Raw genomic sequence first — 19,921 nt, 5'->3', positions numbered from 1 at the left:
ATTAGACATCTAAATATCCACTTATACACCTAAATTTACTTACTTTTTATAAAAAATTAAGCACTTCTCATTTTATAAATTTGTCTCTTCATATCCAAAATCCATACCAGTTTTAATGACTCATAAACACTACTTCCTAAATTTGGCATAACTTTTGCTCAATTAAAATTGTGCACAATCTAAATATCACATTGTACACAATTTTAATTTCATTCTTTTAGACAGAAAAACAATGCTGCTGAAAGTGCCTCCATCTTAGGGAAGTGAGTGTTCAAGATGAATAATACCGAAGCAATAATTAAACCTTCTTATGATGCAAAACTGACAAATCAAGATTTAGCTCCTTTAAAAAAGCAAACATGGGGCGCTTATAATATTTTTGCTTTCTGGATGTCTGATGTTCATAGTGTCGGCGGTTATGTTATGGCTGGGAGCCTTTTTGCACTAGGGCTCAATAGCTGGCAGGTACTTTTATCGTTACTGATCGGCATTGCCATAGTTCAGTTTTTTACAAACCTCATTGCCAAGTCTAGCCAACAAACGGGTACGCCCTATCCTGTGATTTGCCGCGCAACTTTTGGTGTACTTGGTGCCAATATTCCTGCTGTTATTCGTGGGCTTATTGCTGTCGCATGGTATGGCATTCAAACCTATTTGGCATCAAGTGCTTTCTTATTGGTCATTTTAAAGTTCTTTCCAGAATGGTCGGTGTATGCCGATGTTTCAACTTATGGCTTTCTTGGACTTTCCTATTTAGGATGGGTTGGCTTCATGCTGCTTTGGCTACTTCAAGCGATTGTTTTTTGGTCTGGCATGGACAGCATTCGGAAGTTTATTGACTGGGCGGGTCCGGCTGTCTACGTTGTGATGTTTGCGATGGCAGTATGGCTCATCTGGAAAGCTGGCTGGCAAAATATTGATTTAAACTTGAGCGGTGTTCAATACGGCGGTTTTACGGTTGTACCTGTCATGATTGGTGCTATTGCGCTTGTTGTTTCATATTTTTCAGGGCCTATGCTGAACTTTGGTGACTTTTCTCGTTATGGCAAAAGCTTTAATGCTATTAAAATGGGGAACTTTCTTGGGCTACCGATTAACTTCTTAGGCTTTTCCTTACTTACTGTAGTTTGTATTGCGGCAACGCTTCCAGTCTACGGCAAGCTGATTACAGACCCTGTCGAGATGGTTGGAAAACTTGATAATACCTTTGTGGTGATTTTAGGCAGTTTAACCTTAATGATTGCCACCATCGGGATTAATATTGTCGCTAACTTTGTTTCACCTGCCTTTGATTTTTCCAACGTTTCACCGAGCAAAATTAGCTGGCGCATGGGTGGAATGATTGCAGCAGTTGGTTCGATTTTCATTACCCCATGGAATTTGTTTAATAACCCTCAAGTGATCCATTACACCATTGATATTTTAGGCGCATTTATCGGTCCACTTTTTGGTGTATTGCTCGCCGATTTTTACCTCGTTAAAAAACAAAAAATCGAAGTAGATGATTTATATACCTTAGATCCCAAAGGTTCGTATTGGTACAAAAATGGTTATAACCACTCTGCCTTTTATGCCTTAATTCCAGCTTCATTAATTCCTATTCTCTGCGTACTTTTACCACAACTCTCTGCACTTGCTAATTTCACATGGTTTATTGGGATGGGATTCGGTTTTATCATTTACCGATTTCTTAACCAACCGCTTGCCCATGCTAAATCGGCAATGACTAAGGTAAAAGTATAATGAAAATAAAAATTATTAATCCCAATACCACCCAAAGCATGACAGACAAAATTGCTGCATCAGCAAAGATAGTCGCAAATTCTGATACTCAAATTATTGCAGTGAGTCCTCAAATGGGACCTGCAACAATTGAAAGTTATTATGATGAAGCCCTAAGTGCAATAGGTGTGCTAGAGGAAATTCGCCAAGGTGAACAGCTAAATGTAGATGCTTATGTTATTGCATGTTTTGGGGACCCTACGCTTTATGCCGCCCGTGAAATCACTTCGGCACCTGTGATTGGGATTGCCGAAGCAGCTATGCGAACTGCAAGTTATGTCAGTACTGGGTTTAGTGTAGTCACAACCTTACAACGCACAGTGAATATGAGTTGGCATCTGGCTCATCGCTATGGCTCTACGCCATTTTGCAAAAATATTCGAGCTTGTGATATTGCAGTTGAAGAGTTGGAGCTTCCTGACTCAAATGCCTATCGGACTGTACGAGATGAATGCAAGAAAGCACTAGTAGAAGATAAAAGCGATGCAATTGTTTTGGGCTGTGCAGGTATGAGCGATTTATGTCTAAAGTTACAAAAAGAGTTGGGAGTGATTGTTATTGACGGCGTTACAGCAGCAGTCAAACAAGCTGAAATGTTAGTTCAGTTAAATTTAAAAACCAGCAAAGTTGGTGATTGGGCCTCACCTCCTGTAAAGAGTTACACAGGCATATTGTCAGGATTTGGAGCATATTAGAAATAAATTACTGTTTCAATTCCAACTCAAAACGCTACGTTGGAATTGAAACAAAGAATAATTAAAGGAATTAAGCCTCTGCTAACTCTGACTGTTGTTCATTTTTATAAAATGGCACATCGCCATTAATAGTTGCACGGTGCATGATGCGATGAGCATCGCCATAATCAAATAATGCTTTATGTTGCGTACAACGGTTATCCCAAATCGCGATATCACCATCTTGCCACTTCCAGCGCAAATGAAATTGCTCTTGGGTCGCATGTTCAAACAAGAAATCAAGTAATTGCTCACTTTCTTGTTCAGGTAACTCATTAATGCGAGTGGTAAAGCCCTCACTTACAAACAGCAAAGGCTCACCTGTAACTGGATGAGTACGCACCACTGGGTGAACCACTGGCGGGTTACGCTTAAAGGTTTGTAAAAGCTTTTCACGTTCTTCTTCGTTATGGGCAAAACGTTCAAGTGGAAAAGACTTACGAATGTCGTGTGTTGCAGTTAAGCCACGTAATTTTTGCTGTAACTCAAGCGGAAGCCCTTTAAAAGCTGCTATGTTGCTCGACCACAACGTGTCACCGCCTACAGGTGGAATTTTAATGGCTTGCAACACACAACCCAAAGGTGGAGTTTTACTAAAAGTCACATCTGTGTGCCAAAGTTCATTGTCACGCAAATCTTGTTTCCAGCTATCGAGCACCATCACCTCAGGTACATCTTCAATTGAAGGATAAATCGGGTGCACATGTAAGCTGCCAAAACTGCGTGCCAAGTCTGCTTGTGCTTGCGGTGCTAATTGTTGCTTTCGAAAAAAAATGACCTGATGATCAAGCAAAGCCTGCTGGATTTGTTGCGTTGTCTGTTCATTTAACGCATTCAAATCGATATCGTGAATAATTGCGCCAATGGTAGGCTTGATCACTTCAATATTTAAGTTTGCTACTACTGTATTCATCTTCTTTACTACAACTGCTGACCATACCAAGGAGAAAACTGTTTTTGTAACCAACGTAAAAACAGCTCAAAACTAACTGCGACAATCGCAATCACAATAATGCCTAGAATCACCGTATCGGTAATTAAGAACTGCGCTGCCGATTGCACCATAAAACCAATACCACGGTCCGCTGCAACCAACTCTGCTGCAACTAAGGTTGACCAGCCCACCCCAAGACCAATACGAATCCCGGTAATAATATGAGGTAAAGCCGTTGGTAAAATGACATGCCAAAAGACTTGTGACTGACTCGCACCCAACGACAATGCCGCACGTTCACGATTAAGCTGATGACTTAATACACCGTGTGCACTACTAATAATGACAGGCGCCAATATCGAGAAGAAAATCAAAAGTACTTTTGTGGTTTCACCAATACCGAACCAAATAACAAGTAACGGTAAATAAGCTAATGGTGGAATTGGACGTAATAATTCAACCAAAGGATCTAGAACAGCACGAACCCATTTGTTCAGGCCCATCCATAAACCCAGTGGTACACCAATGACTACAGCAGCAATTAAAGCTAAAAACACACGAGAAATACTGGCTGCCAAGTGTTGCCACAAAGTTGCTTTCATAAAGCCTTCTTGGCTAACCGATATAAATTTTTGCCAGACTGCCTGTGGGCTTGGTAAAAACAGTTCAGGCACAACATGCAAAGCAGTAATGAGGAACCAGAGTGCAACCACACTTCCCACACTAATTATGCTGACTGCCAAAGTGCGATGCTTCTCAAAAAATGACGATAGAAATGAAGCATTTTCTGTTTGCACATCTGGCTTAAGTTTTAGCTCTGCTTTGTCATACTCATAGACGTTATCTTTAGTGTTCATGTAGGTAACGCCTCCTTACCGCTTTGTTTTTGTGCCCTTAAACTTTCAAATAGCTGCTCTCTGAGCTGAATAAATTGAGGGTCCGATTTAATTGAGCGAATAGACTCGCCCTGACGATATCGTTGAGCAAAATCCAGATGTAGAGTTTCTACAATTTTGCCTGGATGCGCTGTCATCAGAACTAACTGATTGCTGAGCAATAATGCTTCTTCAATGTCATGAGTAATTAAAAAGAAGCTTTTATTTTGTTGAATCCATAAATCGAGCACTAACTCCTGCATGTTTTCACGCGTAAAAGCATCTAATGCCGCAAAAGGTTCATCTAATAAAATAAACGGCGCGTGACTAATCAAAGCTCTAGCAATACCAACACGTTGTTTCATACCACCGGAAAGTTCCCAAATATTGGCTTTTTCAACGTGACTTAAACCTACAATTTTTAAAATTGCGTTCACTTGTGCTTCGATATCCGCGCGCTTTAAACCTTTTAACTGCAAAGCGAAGCCAACATTATCTGCAACATTCAACCAAGGAAGTAATGCATGATCCTGAAACACGACAGCGCGGGTTACATCTGGTCCATTTACTACTTCATGATTTACAAGCACATCACCTGAACTCGGCTTTTGAAACCCTGCCAAGATATTAAGCAAAGTTGTTTTGCCGCAACCTGACTCGCCTAAAATCACGGTTAAAGAACCTTCTTCAATGGTTAGGTTAATGTCTTGTAAAACTGGCTTTTGCTGTTTAGGAAAAGTCAGATGAATATGTTTGGCTTCTAGTACACTCATGACAACTCCTTAAGGCTGCAAAAATGAAGAATTCACATTGCCTTTATAATCGGCTTTAAGTTGATCGACCTTGCCCTGACCTTTTAAGAACTTCGCTGTATCAAAAATATTTTGCGCGAATTCACCATCTAACGTTTGTTTTTGCTGAGCGTGGTCAAGGTAAATGTTTCCACTTAATAAAAGCGGGATATCTTTTGGATCAGAACCTGTGAGCTGCGCAATTTTTTGTACGTTATCGGCATCTTTAACGTAAGCAGCTGGGTCTTGGTTATATTTTTCGAGTTGCTCAAGCGTGGTTTTGACAAAAGCTTTTAAGAAGTCAGGATTTTTCTCTGCAAAATCTTTACGTACCACCCATAAATCATAAGTTGGAGCACCCCATTCACCGACTTGTTTTGAGTCAGTTAAAACCGTACCAGATGCTTTAGCTTTACTTAAAGCAGGTTCCCACACATAGGCAGCATCAATATCACCACGTTCCCAAGCAGCTGAAATTTCAGGTGGACGCAAGTTAATAATTTTTACTTTGTCTTCTGGAATGTTCCAGTGTTTAAGTGCAGACAAAAGGCTGTAATGCGTAGTTGAAACAAAGGGTACAGCAATGGTTTTGCCAATTAAATCTTGAGGAGTTTTAATACCTGATTTATTACTTACTACTAGCGCTTCAGACGCACCAAGTTTTGATGTAATTAAGAATACTTCAATCGGTAAATCACGGCTTGCCGCAGCAGCAAGTGGGCTTGAACCAATATTGCCAAGTACGACATCGCCTGAAGCCAGAGCATTAACAACGTCTGAGCCTGCATCAAATTTTTTCCATTGAATGTTACGTTGACTTTGTTTTTCGTAATCACCATTGGCCTGTGCAACTTTACTTGGGTCCACCCCAGTTTGATAGGCAATCACGACAGGTTTGTTGTCACGAACTGAAGCACTTGTATTATTGTCTTTTTTATTTTGCCATACGATAAATGCAACAATTGCGACGATCACAATTGCCGTGACAATCAGCGGTTTGGTCTTCGTGCTCATAATTTCATGATCTTTCAATAATATAAGCTTATGGTATGCAGCCGGCTTTATAATGAAAAATAAAAAAATGTGAGTTGCTTATCTAGTTTTTATAAATAACTTTTCTTCATAAGTTTTTATCTTTTAGTAAAAAGCAAATTTTAAGTAATCTTATAGAATAGATACAAAATTAAAATACTTATATATCAATAATTAAAAACGTTATTCCCAAAACATATGATTGGGAAAGCCTGACATATGCTCTCTAGTATTTTATCCTACTCGCCTTTAATCATTTTTTCTTTTGGCCTATCGCATTAGACGTTTTACGTCTAATCAATTTTCGCCATTTTTTATAAAGATCAGATTTTATTATCTTTTTAACTTAAAACCTCTGCAAATATTGAGATTTAGACAAATCTTTTTCTGGTTTATACATGACGCAAGTTTAATTTTTTATTTTTAAGAGGAGAAAATATATTTTGTTTAAACATCCCCAAAATTTAAAAAAAATATTCATCGCTACGACTTTGACTACCTTTAGTCTTTCAAGCCATGCAGCGCTTACCTTTGGTAATGCTGAAGAAGGCCAACTTAAAGTGAGTGGTACTGTTCGGGCTAAATATGTTTATGATTTTGACTCTGAACCTTCTACAAGTAAATTTTCCTTTAATGACGCGGTATTATGGTTGGACTACAACTCCCCGAAATGGATTGGCCGCCTAGATTATCGGGTTTATGAATATTACGGGCGTTTAGGTGATGCAAATTGGCTCACCGATGCATGGTTGGGTTATAAAATTAATGACAATAGTAAAATTATTGCTGGCTTAAACCCAGTTCCTTTTGGCTTGGGTCGCTTTTGGGGAAATACTTATTATTTAGGCATTGCCAATAGTGCGGGTTGGGAAGATGTACATAACCTTGGGGTGAAATATGATTTCAATGATGGAATCAATGAAGCACAACTCGCCTTTTATCCTACCGATGGTGGCACCTATAGAGGTAAAAGCAAAGACTCGAGTCGATTTAGTATCAATCCTGTCAATGCGGATGACTCAGTACCACAAGGTACCAATACCAAAGAAAAGAACTCCATTGTTGTTCGCGGTGCTCACACCTTTAAGAACGTCTTAGGCCAAGAAAATTTCTCTACCCAACTTGGCGCCTCTGCATGGTATTCCACCATTGAAAACAAACGCTCAGGGCAAGATGGCGATCGCCAAGTCTATTCGGTTTTTAGCAACACCAATTATAACCAATGGAATTTACAGCTTTTGGCTGGTTATCAAGACATTGATAATGCCGACACTCAATATAAAGACCATCTGACTTTAGGCGGTTTCGATTATTCATTTAACTCTGCAACCAAAGGTCAGATTTACTCAGCCGAACTGAGCTATTTATTTCCTCAGCAATTTGGCCCAATTACCTCTGTTCGCCCGTATTTAAACTACAGCTCTTATCGAAAAGAGCAAGATGGTTTTAAAGACTCCACCCGTTTTATTCCCGGCATTGCCTTTAACTATCAAAAATTGACAGTACAAGCCGAGTTGTTGATGGGTAAACATGATCCATATCTAGGAGACAGTGAAGGCCTTGCAGCTGGTGGAAGCAATGATAAATGGAATAAAAAAGCATTTGTAATTTTTGCTTATTACTTCTAACTCCCAAAATAAAGGCCAACAATTGTTGGCCTTTATTTTCATTTAGATATCTATTTTTACTCTAGTCGATTACTGGTGAATTATTGAGAGGAAGTCCTGGGCCAGATTCGTCAATAACATCGACATCTTGAGCGGTAGGCTCAAACTTAATCAGTAGTCCAATCACAATTAAAGGAATAAAAGCAAAGATAGAAATAATCAGATAAACATCGGTTTTATATCCCGCCATCCAGATCGGTAAAACAAACAAAGCAATTGCTTGAGCAACACCTGTTACCGCACGGTTAAAGCCGACACCAACGCCACGAATCGAAGCCGGATAAGCCATAGTTGGATAAACCATCATTTGTGCCCCAGGCCCAAAGCCTTCGGCAAAAAGCCATAAACCTAGCATTACAATTGCGGTGTAGATTAGAAAGCTATTACCGGGTTCACCAATTAATGCCAAAGCAATGAGGGCTATAAACTGGAGTAAAAAGCCTGTAAGCAACACATGTCGAGATTTAAATCTGCTAGCAACAAATACGCCCAACAGCCCGCCCGTGAATGCAAACAATAAATTAAGCCCGAGTGTTGTAGTAATCGTCGTCAAGACATCTGTATGGAAGAAACGCGTTAAAATAGAAGGTAAAAAGAAGGCAATCGTCGTGTACTGAAATGCCACCGAAATGTGAATCACAATTGCCACAATAGTTCTTGGCAAATAGGTTTTATTAAATAAAACTGCAAAACCCTCGCGCTTTTTCTTTTCAGCAGTTCTTTCTACTTTTTCAACTGTAGCGACTGCATTAATTGCATAGGATTCTTGTAGAACCTTAGCTGCCCCTTTTAAATCGCCTTGGTTGGCAAGCCAAATGGGTGATTCAGTTAAATATTTACCACGAATAAAAATAATGAGTAATGCTGGCACTGCTCCGAAAATTAAAGATGCTCGCCATAACCAGTTGCTATGCTCAGGGGGTAAAAGAAAATAAAGCGCCAGAACTAGACCAAAACAGACAGAAGAAGCGGCATACCACATTGGGCACCATGCTGCTAAACGCGCTGCCTTGTTGCTACTCCCGTTAAATTTAGAAAACTCAGATAAGTATGACATTGCGACAGGCAAATCAATACCGACACTAATTCCCATAATAAATCGGGCTAAAATCAAAACCCATACATTCGGTGCAAAGCCTGCGACAATTGCCGCAATGACGAAGAGCACCATGTCCGCCATAAAGACCCGATAACGGCCGATTTTATCTGTCAGCCAACCACCAATCAGGTTACCCACAATGGTTCCGCAGACAATTGCTGAGGCCACCACCCCAGTCATCACAGGGCTTAAAGAAAACTCTGAGATGACTTGCTCAATACCAAACGACAGCGTTGTTAAATCATAGGCATCAATAAACACGCCAATGAGTGCCAACCAAATAACTTTATTCGATTTACCCTTCCCTGCAAATTTGGAAATTAATTGTGAAACATCATCGGGAGATTTAATTTCATAACGATGGTTATGATCGAGTTCTTGTGTGCTCACTTAATAATTCCTGAATTTTAATAACAGAAACAAAATAATGATTATTCACATAATACAAAAACAAATTAATCTGATGTTTTAATCTAAATTATAGAATTATCTTTTCATTATTAACTCAGCAGTAAAATCGATATAAAAAGGCAAAATAAAAGCTGGTATTTAACCAGCCATTTATTTAATAGCTTTGCAAAATATTAACTCGCCTCAGCAAGTTTTAACTTTTTTAGATTACGATATTTTGCACCGCGGTGATTTTCAGGTAAATATGGCCCAGCACCAAATAACTTTTCTCTTAATGTTCCTTGTGTATATGAGGTTTGATATACCCCTCGTTTTTGCAACTCTGGAACAATAAACTCAACTACATCAGCAAAGGTTTGATGAGCCAAAATATAGGCAAGGTTAAAGCCATCGACATCTGTATCTTCAACCCATTGCTGTAGAGCATCTGAAACGGTTTCCGCCGAACCCACTAACACAGGCCCATTACCACCTAAGCTGTTCCAGTTTGCAATTTCTTCAATGGTCCAAACACGTTCTGGGTCCGCATTCACATAAGAATCTAATAAAGATTGAATGGCATTGGTTTGAATATATTCAACTTTGTCTGTCGGTTGATATTGTGAAAAATCAACACCCGACCAGCCAGACAGCAATGTTAAAGCGCCATCATAGCTTCCATAGCTTTGATATTCTTTAAACTTAGCCTGTGCTTTTGCATCGGTTTCATCACTGACAATCGATAAAAGTGCATAAATTTTAACTGAGTACGGGTCGCGGCCTTCTTGAGCCAATTTCTGGCGAATGCCTTGTACCACTTTTTTAGTGGCAATTTTAGACGGCGCTGCAATAAATACGCACTCGGCATTTTGACTAGCAAACTTCTGCCCGCGTGAGGACGCGCCTGCTTGATAAAGTACGGGTGTTCGCTGTGGTGATGGTTCACAAATATGGATGCCCGGTACAGTAAAGTATTTACCTTCGTGCTGAATTGGATGCACTTTTTTATGGTCAGCAAAAATACCGCTTTCACGATCACGAAGTACCGAACCTTCTTCCCAAGAACCTTCCCAAAGTTTGTAAAGGACTTCTAAGTATTCATCAGCAATATCATAACGATTATCATGATTAACCTGAGTTTTTAGGCCCAAGTTTTTCGAACCACTTTCTAAATAAGACGTCACGATATTCCAGCCAACTCGCCCTTTGGTTAAATGGTCTAGCGTGCTAATACGCCTAGCAAAAGGATAAGGATGTTCAAAGGAAATCGAAGTTGTGACACCAAAACCCAAGTGTTTTGTGACCGCTGCCATCGCTGGCACAATCTGTAGTGGATCATTGACTGGAACTTGTACTGCACCTGTTAAGGCATGTTCAGCACTTTGATGATAAACGTCATAAATACCAAGCACATCTGCAATAAAAATACCGTCAAAAAAACCACGCTCAAGAATTTTTGCTAAATCTGTCCAATATTCTAAATCTTTATATTCAACAGATCGGTCTTGAGGATGTCGCCATAATCCAGGAGATTGGTGGGCAATACAATTCATTTCAAAAGCATTAAAACTAATTTTCTTAGTCATAAAATATTCGCCAGCATTTTATTTATTTTTATACTAAAGCAATTTTCAGGGTTTCTTTATAATATAAACCCCAAACAAAATATGATTTTATTCTAATAGATTTTTATAATTTATTTCTAAAAACATAAATAATATTAAGCCACTAAAAATAGCAGCTTAATATCTAAAAGTATAATTTATTTTTTAGCAACATTCCCTATTCGCCATTGATAAGGAGGTAATGTGCCATTTACACTAAAATCACCGACAATTCGGTTTTTAAATACTCTCGGGTTATGTGAAGATAAAGTTCGTACACTACGCCAGTATCGATCTAGGCCTAAATCTTTGTCTGTTGCAGAAGCACCTAAAGTATCAAATAAAATTGTAGAAGCATTTAAAATCAAATCGGTAATGACCGTTTGAGACTGCGCACTTTCAAGTTCGGCAAGCGCATTTTGCTCCTCTTCAAGTTGCTCATTATTTTGAAATACAGCCAAGTAAGCACGTTGTAAGCTTTGTGCAACTTTTTCAACAATCGCCCCTGCACTGTAAGCTGCGCCACGGATTTGGCCTACCACTTGTAAAATTTGCGGATCCTGTTTTACAAATTGAGCATTGGCATGCGTGTAGTTTCGGGTACGTTTTGCTACAGCTTGAGAAACATCATAGGTTGCAGCACGCCCTAGACCTGTAATGATTGCCAGTTGGACCAGTTGATAGTAAGCAGCCGAATATTTAAAGCGGTCATCATCAGGTAAGATTTCAGTTTCATCCACCAATACATCATGGAAATATGCTGTACCGCTTGCGGTGAGTTGCTGTCCAAAGCCATTCCAGTCATCAACAATTTCAACACCCTCATCTTCACGGCGCACAACGACCGAGCCAGACTCACCCTTTAAGTCAGTTACACCAACATCCACCCAGTCTGCATATAGACTCCCTGTGGTGTAATATTTTTTACCCTTAACGCGAATTTTTCCGTCACTGTCTCGATACAAATATGTTTCGAACTGATCGATTGACTCTTTCCCGCCTTCAGACCATGCACTACCCACTGTTTCGCCATTGGAAATTCGGTTAAGCCAACGCTGTTGAAACGACTTATCTTTACTTACCAAGACATCTTCAGTAAAACCAAAATGCACACGTAAAGCTTGGGGTAAGTTTGAATCGGCTTCTGCAAGTTCAATGAGCAATGCAAATAGTTCAGGAATGGTTGCATCAAAGCCACCATGAGCTTTGGGAAGTCTTAACCGTGTAAAACCAATATCTTTGAGCCACTGAAGTTGTTCATAAGGCAAAATATGCTGTTGCTCACGGATTAAAGCCCCTTCTTTAATACAGGCAAAAGTTGGTCTGAAATTTTTTGCCAATTCATCATAACGCTCAGTTGGTCCTTCACCCCACACGCGAGAAATAATTGAGGCCTGACTTAGTGCAGCATGTGTTAAGGAACCGAGATGATGCTCAAAATTTAAATTTGTCATGTAAGTAAAACCAATATTGCTTTGCTTTTACCATAAAATATTTATTTCACATGAAAACGATTATTTTTTTATAACAGTATTCAATCTTGATATAACACCAATCAAAAGCCTGACCGCTCTAAGCGATCTCTTTCTTGGTAAGACTATGCTGACTTTGCAATAAGGTTTGCATATATTCTGAATAGACAGATAACTTTTCAAAAATATGTTCTGAATAAAACATGTCATCAATTAAGTGCGTCATTTGACTAGCAGTAAAGGTATCGCATAACCCGACCAGTGCTGCATTCATTTGCGCAAAATGAGCACATAACTGTACATATGCTTCATCTTTATTTTTAAATAATAATTTACGCATATCTAGCTGATCTAAGCCTTTTAGACTTTCATCTTTTACGACTTTGACCCAATGAATTTTTATTTTTAAGAACTGTTCAAGTTGTTTTAAAGCTTCTAAATCAAGCTCTAAATGGGTGATCAAAAAAACTGTAGAGATATCACTTCGACACAATGCTTTGATTAATTTTAAATAAATAAAGTCAGCTTCTCCCATCTCTATTAATTCTAAATCTAGATATATTTTTAGGCTTTCTAAAACTTCATCTATCTTAAATACGACCTTCTTGTCAGCTTGATAGTATTTATTAAAAATAGTAAGCACAGGTGGTGTTGCAGGTGTTGTATAAATAGCAGCTTTGTTTAGGTTCGCAAAAATAAATGGTGAGAATAGATAAGCCAAACTGCTTTGCTGTGGCTCAATATGCGACTGAATTAAATAAACCGTTTGAGTTTTAGAAAAGTCTCTGAGTACTTTCGCTCTAAGTAAAGTTGCTTCAAGATTCACATAAGACTGTTCCAACTGATCTACTACCAAAGAGGAAATAGACTGATTTTTAATAATTTTATGAATGATATTCAGTTGAGACGTGATAAACATTTTTTAACATCCAAGCTATTTTAGAAGCGCTACACTTACACTTAGGTCTTTAAGAAACACGCAGCAACCGGACCCTACGCAAAACAACAATGGAAATAGAAAAGAAGAACATAATCATGTGCTTAAATAAAATCTAAAGCAGCGTTCACATTGAGTCTTGAAAGTTGGTTTAGGTCGACGGTAAATCCTGTTCATTTTTATTTTGAACTTTAGAGGACTGAATATATAGCTACAGATGATTGAAAAAAAACTATAGCACACCTTCGAAACCATACTGAACTGTTATAGTTTTATAAAAAATTTCTGTATCTACATATACAAATAGAGCGAGTGCATGATTAAGAAAACTTCTTAAGGTAGGTAGTTTTCATGAGACGATCTATTGCATATCGCCAGATATTTCATCAATGTTTCAATGCAACATGCATTTTTACAAATGCAACATCAAGCATAAACTTTGCTAACAGATTGAAAACAATCAATCACCCTATTCTATTGAAATATCAAGCAATTATATTGCTTTACCCTGTTGGCATTTTACTTGCTAAGAACATTTATCACAGAAGTAAGTTTAATCGCCAGAGTACTTTTTTGCCTGAAAATAAGTATTTAACTCATTTAATCATCATCAGCTAGTTCACAGGGGGAAAGTTTATGAGCCTCGGTCTAACCGCTCTAGAATTAGCGCGAATACAATTTGCTTTCACAGTATCCTTCCATATTATTTTTCCGGCCACTTCCATCGGTCTTGCCTGCTTTTTGGCAGTTTTAGAATGGAAATGGTTAAGAACGCAAAACCCAATTTATAAAGATCTATTTAAATACTGGATTAAGATCTTTGCTGTTGCGTTTGGTATGGGAGTTGTTTCCGGTGTCGTAATGAGCTACCAGTTTGGTACCAACTGGAGTGAATTTTCACGAGTCGCCGGAAGTATTACTGGTCCTTTACTTACCTATGAAGTGTTAAGTGCCTTCTTCTTAGAAGCAGGTTTCTTAGGCATTATGTTGTTTGGCTGGGGACGTGTTGGCCCTCGAGCCCATTTCTTTGCGACGCTTATGGTTGCTATCGGAACATGTATTTCCATGTTCTGGATTTTATCTTCCAATAGCTGGATGCAAACCCCGCAAGGTTTTGCCATCGAAAATGGCATTATTGTGCCTAAAGACTGGTTAGCTATTGTCTTTAACCCATCCTTCCCTTATCGCTTTGCCCATATGGGTGCTGCTGCCTTCTTGGTTTCATCTTTATTGGTCGTAGGAACATCTGCATGGCATTTAGTAAAAGGCCGTCGTGATGAACTGGTAAAAAAATCATTCTCGATGGGTCTTTGGATGGTACTTGTAACTTCATGTTTACAAGTGGTGATTGGTGATAACCATGGTTTAAACACTCGTGAACATCAACCTGCCAAACTTGCCGCAATGGAAGGTCACTGGGAAACCAATCATAACGAACCAATGCCATTACTGTTATTTGCTATTCCAGATATGAAAGAAGAACGTAACCACTTTGAAGTGGGGGTTCCATATTTGGGTAGCTTAATTTTGACTCACAGTTTAGATGGTCAAGTCACTGGTTTAAAAGATTTCGCACCTGAAGATCGTCCAAACTCAACCATTATTTTCTGGAGCTTCCGTGTGATGGTTGGCCTTGGTGTCCTTATGGTTACCTTATCACTGATTGCCCTTTGGCTGCGTAAAAGCGGAAAACTTTATGAAACATCATGGTTCCACAAATTTGCTTTACTAATGGGCCCAGCAGGTTATGTTGCATTACTTGCAGGCTGGGTCACCACTGAAGTAGGCCGTCAACCTTGGGTAGTGTACGGCATTATGCGAACCAAAGATGGCTTATCTCATACGGTGTCGGCAGATCAAGTCGGCCTCAGTCTCTTTATTTTTGTAGTGGTGTATACCATCGTTTTTGGTAGCGGTATTTATTACACCTTAAAACTCATTAATAAAGGCCCATCATTTATCGATACACCAAATATCGAATCTGGTGGTGTTGGACACTTTAAAACACCAATGCGCCCACTCAGTGCAGTTGATGAAAATATTGACAGCAACCAAAAATCTGGGGAGAACCGTCATGATTGATCTTTCTTTAATATGGGTCGGTATTATCGGTTTAGGTGTCATGATTTATGTGGTCATGGATGGTTTTGACTTAGGAATCGGGATCATGTTCCCCTTCATTAAGAACAGCCAAGAACGTGATGTGATGATGAATACCGTTGCCCCTGTCTGGGATGGTAACGAAACGTGGATGGTACTCGGAGGTGCTGGTCTATATGCAGCATTTCCACTGGTCTATTCAACAGTTTTATCAGCACTCTACCTACCTATTATTTTCATGGTGATCGCACTAATTTTCCGTGGGGTTGCTTTTGAATTCCGTTTCAAAGCCCACCGAACCAAGCATCTGTGGGACTTGGCTTTCATTTGGGGTTCGGTTTTAACGAGCTTCCTTCAAGGGATTATTTTGGGTGCTTATATTCAAGGGATCAAAACCGAAAATGGTATTTATGCTGGTGGGTCTCTGGATTGGTTGTCTCCATTTACGATTTTTACAGGTATTGGCGTAGTGGCTATGTATGCCACTTTAGGTTGTGGCTGGCTCATCTTAAAAACTGAAAAAGGCTTACAGCAACGTATGTATGAGCTTATGCCTAAGCTAATTATTGCACTGCTCATTATTTTTGGTGCCGTAAGTTTATATACGCCTTTGACTCATCCTGAAATTGCAGATCGCTGGTTCTCCTTACCAAATCTGTTCTATTTTAGCCCTGTACCTATTTTGGTCTTATTGTTTGTTGGCCTGATTTTATCAGCATGTAAAAAGCAGAATCATGACCTTAAACCATTTGCATATACATTGGCCCTCGTTTTCCTTGCATTTACTGGTTTCGTGATTAGTTTATGGCCTTATATTATTCCGCCATCAGTCACCATCTGGCAGGCCGCAGCACCACATTCAAGCCAAATGTTTGCTTTGGTTGGTGCGCTTATTTTGATTCCAATCATTATTGCTTACACCATTGTGTCTTATTGGGTATTTAGAGACAAAGTCCGTGTAGGTGATGAAGGCTATCATTAAGTATGGAGGGTTTTATGAAAAAGTCATTCGTTAAACTTAATCAAACCCAATGGTTTATTCTGTTATGGCTTGGTGGTTTCTTGGCCTTAGCTGTAATTGCGGGATTGTTTAAAGTGATATTGATTTATGCAGCCCCTTACTTAAAGTAAATCTATCGTTCTAAACAAATGCCGTTTGTAGATTCTGCAAACGGCATTTATTATTGATTCAGTGCATCTTTTTTTATTTCGTGCAGCTCATACATGTATAAATCAGAACAACTCGCCCATAGCATTCGCCAACTCATTGAGAGCGGTACTTTAAATGCACATGAAAAATTACCTTCATTAAGAGATCAGGTACAACGCTCTGGTTTTAGCTTAATGACGGTCATGAATGCTTACCAAGAACTTGAATCACAAGGTTTAATCTATTCAAAAGAAAAATCGGGATATTTTGTTGCGGAGCAAATTGTACTTAAACCACTGGAACAATATTCGGTCGTTTCGCTCAATTCTAAAATTGAAATTAATTCCTTAGTTTTTAAATATCTTAAATCGATTCAACATGAATCTGTTGTACCTTTTGGTTCAGCTTTTCCAGATAGTCAGCTTTTAGCTGCCCCCAAACTCATTCAAATTATGGGGCAACTTGCGCGTCAAAGACAAAGCTATGATCAAACAGCAAGTCTACCTCCCGGTAATTTAGCCTTAAGAAAACTGATTGCTCAGCGCTATTGTATGCAAGGGATACAAACTGACCCAGATGACATTGTCATTACATCAGGAGGTTTAGATGCACTGAACCTTTCCCTACAAGCTGTTGCTCAACCTGGCGACTATATTCTATTGCAACAAACCGTATTTTACGGCGCTTGGCAAGCTGCAGAGCGCTTAGGACTTAAAGTCATTACCATTCCTGAACATCCTCAACATGGTTTTGACCTAGAAGCTTTTGAACAAGTTATTCAAACATATCCTATCAAGGTATGTTGGCTCATGCTGAATGCCCAGAACCCGATTGGTTTTACTGTTAGTGATGACATTAAATATAAAATTGCCAAATTGCTTCATGAACACCAAATTTATTTGATTGAAGATGATGTCTATGAAGAGCTTTTTTATGGCGGCCAAAAACCACTTTCAATGAAGTATTTTGACCAACAAAATCTGGTGCTTCACTGCTCGTCTTTTTCTAAAACATTAGGTGCAGGTTTTCGGGTTGGTTGGGTCTATGCGGGTAAATTTTCAGACCATATTCAACACTTGCAGCTTATGAGTACCATTTCAGTAAATGCACTTATTCAAAATGCATTGGTTGAATTTTTGTCACATCATCATTATGAAAAGCACTTGCGTACACTTAGACTTTCACTTGAGCGTTATAAAAAGCAGTTTTATCACTATTTAAAGCAGCATTTACCGAGCTCTTGCGAAGTGTATTACTACCCAAGTGGCTATTTTCTATGGGTCAAACTTCCTAGTACGCTAGACAGTATGCAAGTTTATGAAGAATTGATTCAGCAAGATATTGGCGTTGCGCCAAGCCCACTGTTTAGTGTTTTACCTGCACAGCAGCATTATTTGCGAATCAATTGCTCTTTTGAATGGAACACTAAAATTCAAAGTGCATTAGATCAGGTTATCAAAACCATTCAACAAAGAGTTGAAGCAAGTTTCTAAAGAAATGCTTCGACCTAAGCACAATTTTATAGCCTTTATTTTGTGGTAACTTGATAGTTCAAATCTATATTTTTAAGGGAAACAGGTTCAAAGGTTTAATATGGAAATTGATGAAGAACTCACCCTGAAAAAAATACAGATTTTTTTAGCTTTTATGCGCTGTGGAAATTTGTCTAAAACAGCCACAGAAATGCAGCTGAGTAATGTCAGCGTTCATAAAGCATTACACTCTTTAGAAAGCGCTTTGCGTTGCCCTCTTTTTAAAAATGAAGGCCGTAACCTCATTCCTTTAAAAAGTGCTTATGTCTTTGAAGAACGCGCGCAAAAAATCGTACAAGACATCTTTATCACCGTAAATAAAACTAGAGAAGCTGCTGGTTTTGCAGCTAAGGTTTTACATTTAGGTTCTCTTTATTCTTTGACAGTAAACACAATTCCAAATGTGATTAGCGGTCTTAAGCTCAGACGTAGTGAGCTTGATATTCAGCTGTTGCTGAGCTCGAATCAGGATTTGGTGAAAAAGCTTAAAGCAACTGAGCTGGATGCCATTATCGTGGCTTTAAATGAAACCACTCAAGATGATGACTTTGAAATTTTGCCGATGTTTTCAGACGACATTTTTTTGGCAGTCAATAAAGATTCAAAATATGCCGATTTTAAAGATATTGATTTAAGCCTTTTAAAAGAAGAAACTTTTCTAACTTTAACTAAGGGTTTTGCAACTCATAACGACAGCGACATCATTTTTAAAAAAGCTGGTTTTTCACCTAAAGTTGCTTTACAGGTCAATGATATTTTTACCTTAATTAGTATGGTCAGCTCAGGTGTCGGTTTTGCTCTACTACCCGGCCGTATTTCTGCAGTTTATGAAAGTTCAGTAAAACTTATTCCACTAAAACAGCAATATCATATGCAGCAAGAAATTGGTCTGGTCTTTTTAAAAAGTAAAGAACGCGACCCAAACTTACTTGCTCTGATTGCTGAATGTCGTATGTTCGCCACTAATTTTAAAAGATAAATATCGGCAACTTATTAAAGAATAATGAGTTGCCGTTATAGGATTTTCAAAAAATTATCCAAAAATCGCATTAACCGTTAGGAAAAAGACAGAAGGTCCAAGTAAGCACCCTAGTCCTGTATAGAAGGTTGCAACTAAAGCGCCATAAGGTACCAATCGTACATCTGTACCTGCCAATCCCGCAGCTGTACCACTGGTTGTTCCTGCCAAACCGCCAAAGACCATGGCAGAGCGTGGACTTTTTAGATACATAAATTTCGCAAGCAGTGGCGTACCGACCATAAAGAAAACTGACTTGATTAAACCAATTGCAATAGAAAGTGCGATGACATCAGAACTCGCGCCAATTGCAGTGCCAGTAATTGGACCTACAATATAAGTCATTGCGCCTGCACCGATTGTTGTCATCGAAATTGGATCTCGATAGCCCATAACCCATGCAACCATAACCCCAATTGCAAAAGGCACAACACAACCAAGCATTAATGCAATTAGACCAATTTTGCCTGCTTTCTTCACTTCTTTCACATCAACTTCAAATGCAGTTGAAGCAATCGCTAAATCACGAATCATGGCTCCGCCCAACAGCGCAAAACCTGAAAAAATAGCGATGTCAGAGACACCTTTGGTTCCTTGCGTATAAACCCCTGCAAAGTAAGCCACGACCAAACCTAAAGTAATCGCGATTGCAGAGCTTTGTAATTTTCCCTTCGTCAAATATTTTGAGAGTAGATGGGAAACGAACATCATTAAACCCGTTACTGCAAGAGCAGTAACTAATGCATTTTTTGATAACACAGCAATTATAGCGTCCATCATTTAAATCCTTTTTGATTGAACTTT

General features: G+C 38.9%; 17 protein-coding genes. 8 read left to right on the top strand and 9 right to left on the bottom strand.

The genetic code is table 11. From position 1 onward, the window contains the following. Positions 1-276 precede the first annotated feature (276 nt). Together B554_RS0116355 and B554_RS0116350 are read left to right on the top strand one after the other, a co-directional pair. A complete protein-coding gene (locus B554_RS0116355) occupies positions 277-1,743 on the top strand; it encodes an NCS1 family nucleobase:cation symporter-1 (protein ID WP_019458903.1) in 1,467 nt (488 codons plus the stop codon). After that, a complete protein-coding gene (locus tag B554_RS0116350) occupies positions 1,743-2,477 on the top strand; it encodes an aspartate/glutamate racemase family protein (RefSeq protein ID WP_019458902.1) in 735 nt (244 codons plus the stop codon). Before B554_RS0116355 ends, B554_RS0116350 begins: the two co-directional genes overlap by 1 nt. 70 nt (positions 2,478-2,547) lie before the next feature. Here B554_RS0116350 and tauD read toward each other — a convergent pair whose 3' ends face one another. Genes tauD through tauA form a run of 4 tightly spaced genes read right to left on the bottom strand, consistent with a single transcriptional unit; the run spans position 2,548 to position 6,148 of the window. Further along, positions 2,548-3,429 (bottom strand): taurine dioxygenase, encoded by an 882-nt coding sequence (tauD, locus tag B554_RS0116345; protein WP_019458901.1) that lies wholly within the window; start codon positions 3,427-3,429, stop codon positions 2,548-2,550. Positions 3,430-3,437: 8 nt separating this feature from the next. Next, the gene (gene tauC / locus B554_RS0116340) at positions 3,438-4,307 is read right to left on the bottom strand and encodes a taurine ABC transporter permease TauC (protein WP_019458900.1); all 870 of its coding nucleotides are present in this window, start codon (positions 4,305-4,307) and stop codon (positions 3,438-3,440) included. Beyond that, positions 4,304-5,098, bottom strand: a complete 795-nt coding sequence (locus B554_RS0116335; protein ID WP_019458899.1) for a taurine ABC transporter ATP-binding protein — start codon at positions 5,096-5,098, stop codon at positions 4,304-4,306. The genes tauC and B554_RS0116335 overlap by 4 nt, the downstream gene beginning before the upstream one ends. Positions 5,099-5,107: 9 nt before the next feature. Beyond that, positions 5,108-6,148: a taurine ABC transporter substrate-binding protein gene (gene tauA, locus B554_RS0116330; RefSeq protein WP_025465251.1), complete on the bottom strand. Its 1,041-nt coding sequence runs from the start codon at positions 6,146-6,148 to the stop codon at positions 5,108-5,110. 443 nt (positions 6,149-6,591) lie between these two features. On the opposite strand from tauA, the gene B554_RS0116325 reads away from it, so the two are divergent. Beyond that, positions 6,592-7,776: a hypothetical protein gene (locus B554_RS0116325; protein ID WP_019458897.1), complete on the top strand. Its 1,185-nt coding sequence runs from the start codon at positions 6,592-6,594 to the stop codon at positions 7,774-7,776. A gap of 61 nt (positions 7,777-7,837) precedes the next feature. Here the strand turns inward: B554_RS0116325 and B554_RS0116320 are convergent, their stop codons facing one another. From B554_RS0116320 to B554_RS0116305, 4 genes are all read right to left on the bottom strand, one after another. After that, the gene (locus tag B554_RS0116320) at positions 7,838-9,304 is read right to left on the bottom strand and encodes an MFS transporter (RefSeq protein ID WP_019458896.1); all 1,467 of its coding nucleotides are present in this window, start codon (positions 9,302-9,304) and stop codon (positions 7,838-7,840) included. Between the two features lie 194 nt (positions 9,305-9,498). Continuing rightward, positions 9,499-10,890, bottom strand: coding sequence for an LLM class flavin-dependent oxidoreductase (locus tag B554_RS0116315; RefSeq protein ID WP_019458895.1), 1,392 nt, complete (start codon positions 10,888-10,890; stop codon positions 9,499-9,501). 176 nt (positions 10,891-11,066) lie between these two features. Next, the gene (locus B554_RS0116310; protein WP_019458894.1) at positions 11,067-12,362 is read right to left on the bottom strand and encodes an acyl-CoA dehydrogenase family protein; all 1,296 of its coding nucleotides are present in this window, start codon (positions 12,360-12,362) and stop codon (positions 11,067-11,069) included. A gap of 118 nt (positions 12,363-12,480) precedes the next feature. Then, positions 12,481-13,299 carry a hypothetical protein gene (locus B554_RS0116305; RefSeq protein WP_019458893.1) on the bottom strand — a complete coding sequence of 273 codons (819 nt, stop codon included), beginning with the start codon at positions 13,297-13,299 and terminating at the stop codon, positions 12,481-12,483. A 654-nt stretch (positions 13,300-13,953) separates the two neighbouring features. Here B554_RS0116305 and B554_RS0116300 point away from each other — a divergent pair. The 5 genes from B554_RS0116300 (at position 13,954) to B554_RS0116280 (ending at position 19,078) form a co-directional block, all read left to right on the top strand. Next, a complete protein-coding gene (locus B554_RS0116300) occupies positions 13,954-15,399 on the top strand; it encodes a cytochrome ubiquinol oxidase subunit I (protein WP_019458892.1) in 1,446 nt (481 codons plus the stop codon). Beyond that, entirely contained in the window at positions 15,392-16,399 is a 1,008-nt protein-coding gene (gene cydB / locus B554_RS0116295) for a cytochrome d ubiquinol oxidase subunit II (RefSeq protein WP_019458891.1), read from the top strand. Before B554_RS0116300 ends, cydB begins: the two co-directional genes overlap by 8 nt. Before the next feature lie 14 nt (positions 16,400-16,413). Beyond that, on the top strand, positions 16,414-16,548 hold the full coding sequence (locus B554_RS0116290; RefSeq protein WP_019458890.1) for a hypothetical protein: 135 nt from the start codon (positions 16,414-16,416) through the stop codon (positions 16,546-16,548). A 93-nt stretch (positions 16,549-16,641) separates the two neighbouring features. Continuing rightward, the gene (locus B554_RS0116285) at positions 16,642-18,060 is read left to right on the top strand and encodes a PLP-dependent aminotransferase family protein (RefSeq protein ID WP_019458889.1); all 1,419 of its coding nucleotides are present in this window, start codon (positions 16,642-16,644) and stop codon (positions 18,058-18,060) included. 100 nt (positions 18,061-18,160) lie between these two features. Further along, positions 18,161-19,078, top strand: coding sequence for a LysR family transcriptional regulator (locus tag B554_RS0116280; RefSeq protein WP_019458888.1), 918 nt, complete (start codon positions 18,161-18,163; stop codon positions 19,076-19,078). A 54-nt stretch (positions 19,079-19,132) separates the two neighbouring features. On the opposite strand, the gene madM is transcribed toward B554_RS0116280, so the two are convergent. Then, positions 19,133-19,894: a malonate transporter subunit MadM gene (gene madM / locus B554_RS0116275; RefSeq protein WP_002114328.1), complete on the bottom strand. Its 762-nt coding sequence runs from the start codon at positions 19,892-19,894 to the stop codon at positions 19,133-19,135. Between the last annotated feature and the right edge of the window lie 27 nt (positions 19,895-19,921).

The sequence above is a fragment of the Acinetobacter sp. GG2 genome (assembly GCF_000292385.1).
Taxonomy (GTDB): Bacteria; Pseudomonadota; Gammaproteobacteria; order Pseudomonadales; family Moraxellaceae; genus Acinetobacter; species Acinetobacter seifertii.
This window is presented reverse-complemented; position numbering and strand designations above follow the sequence as displayed.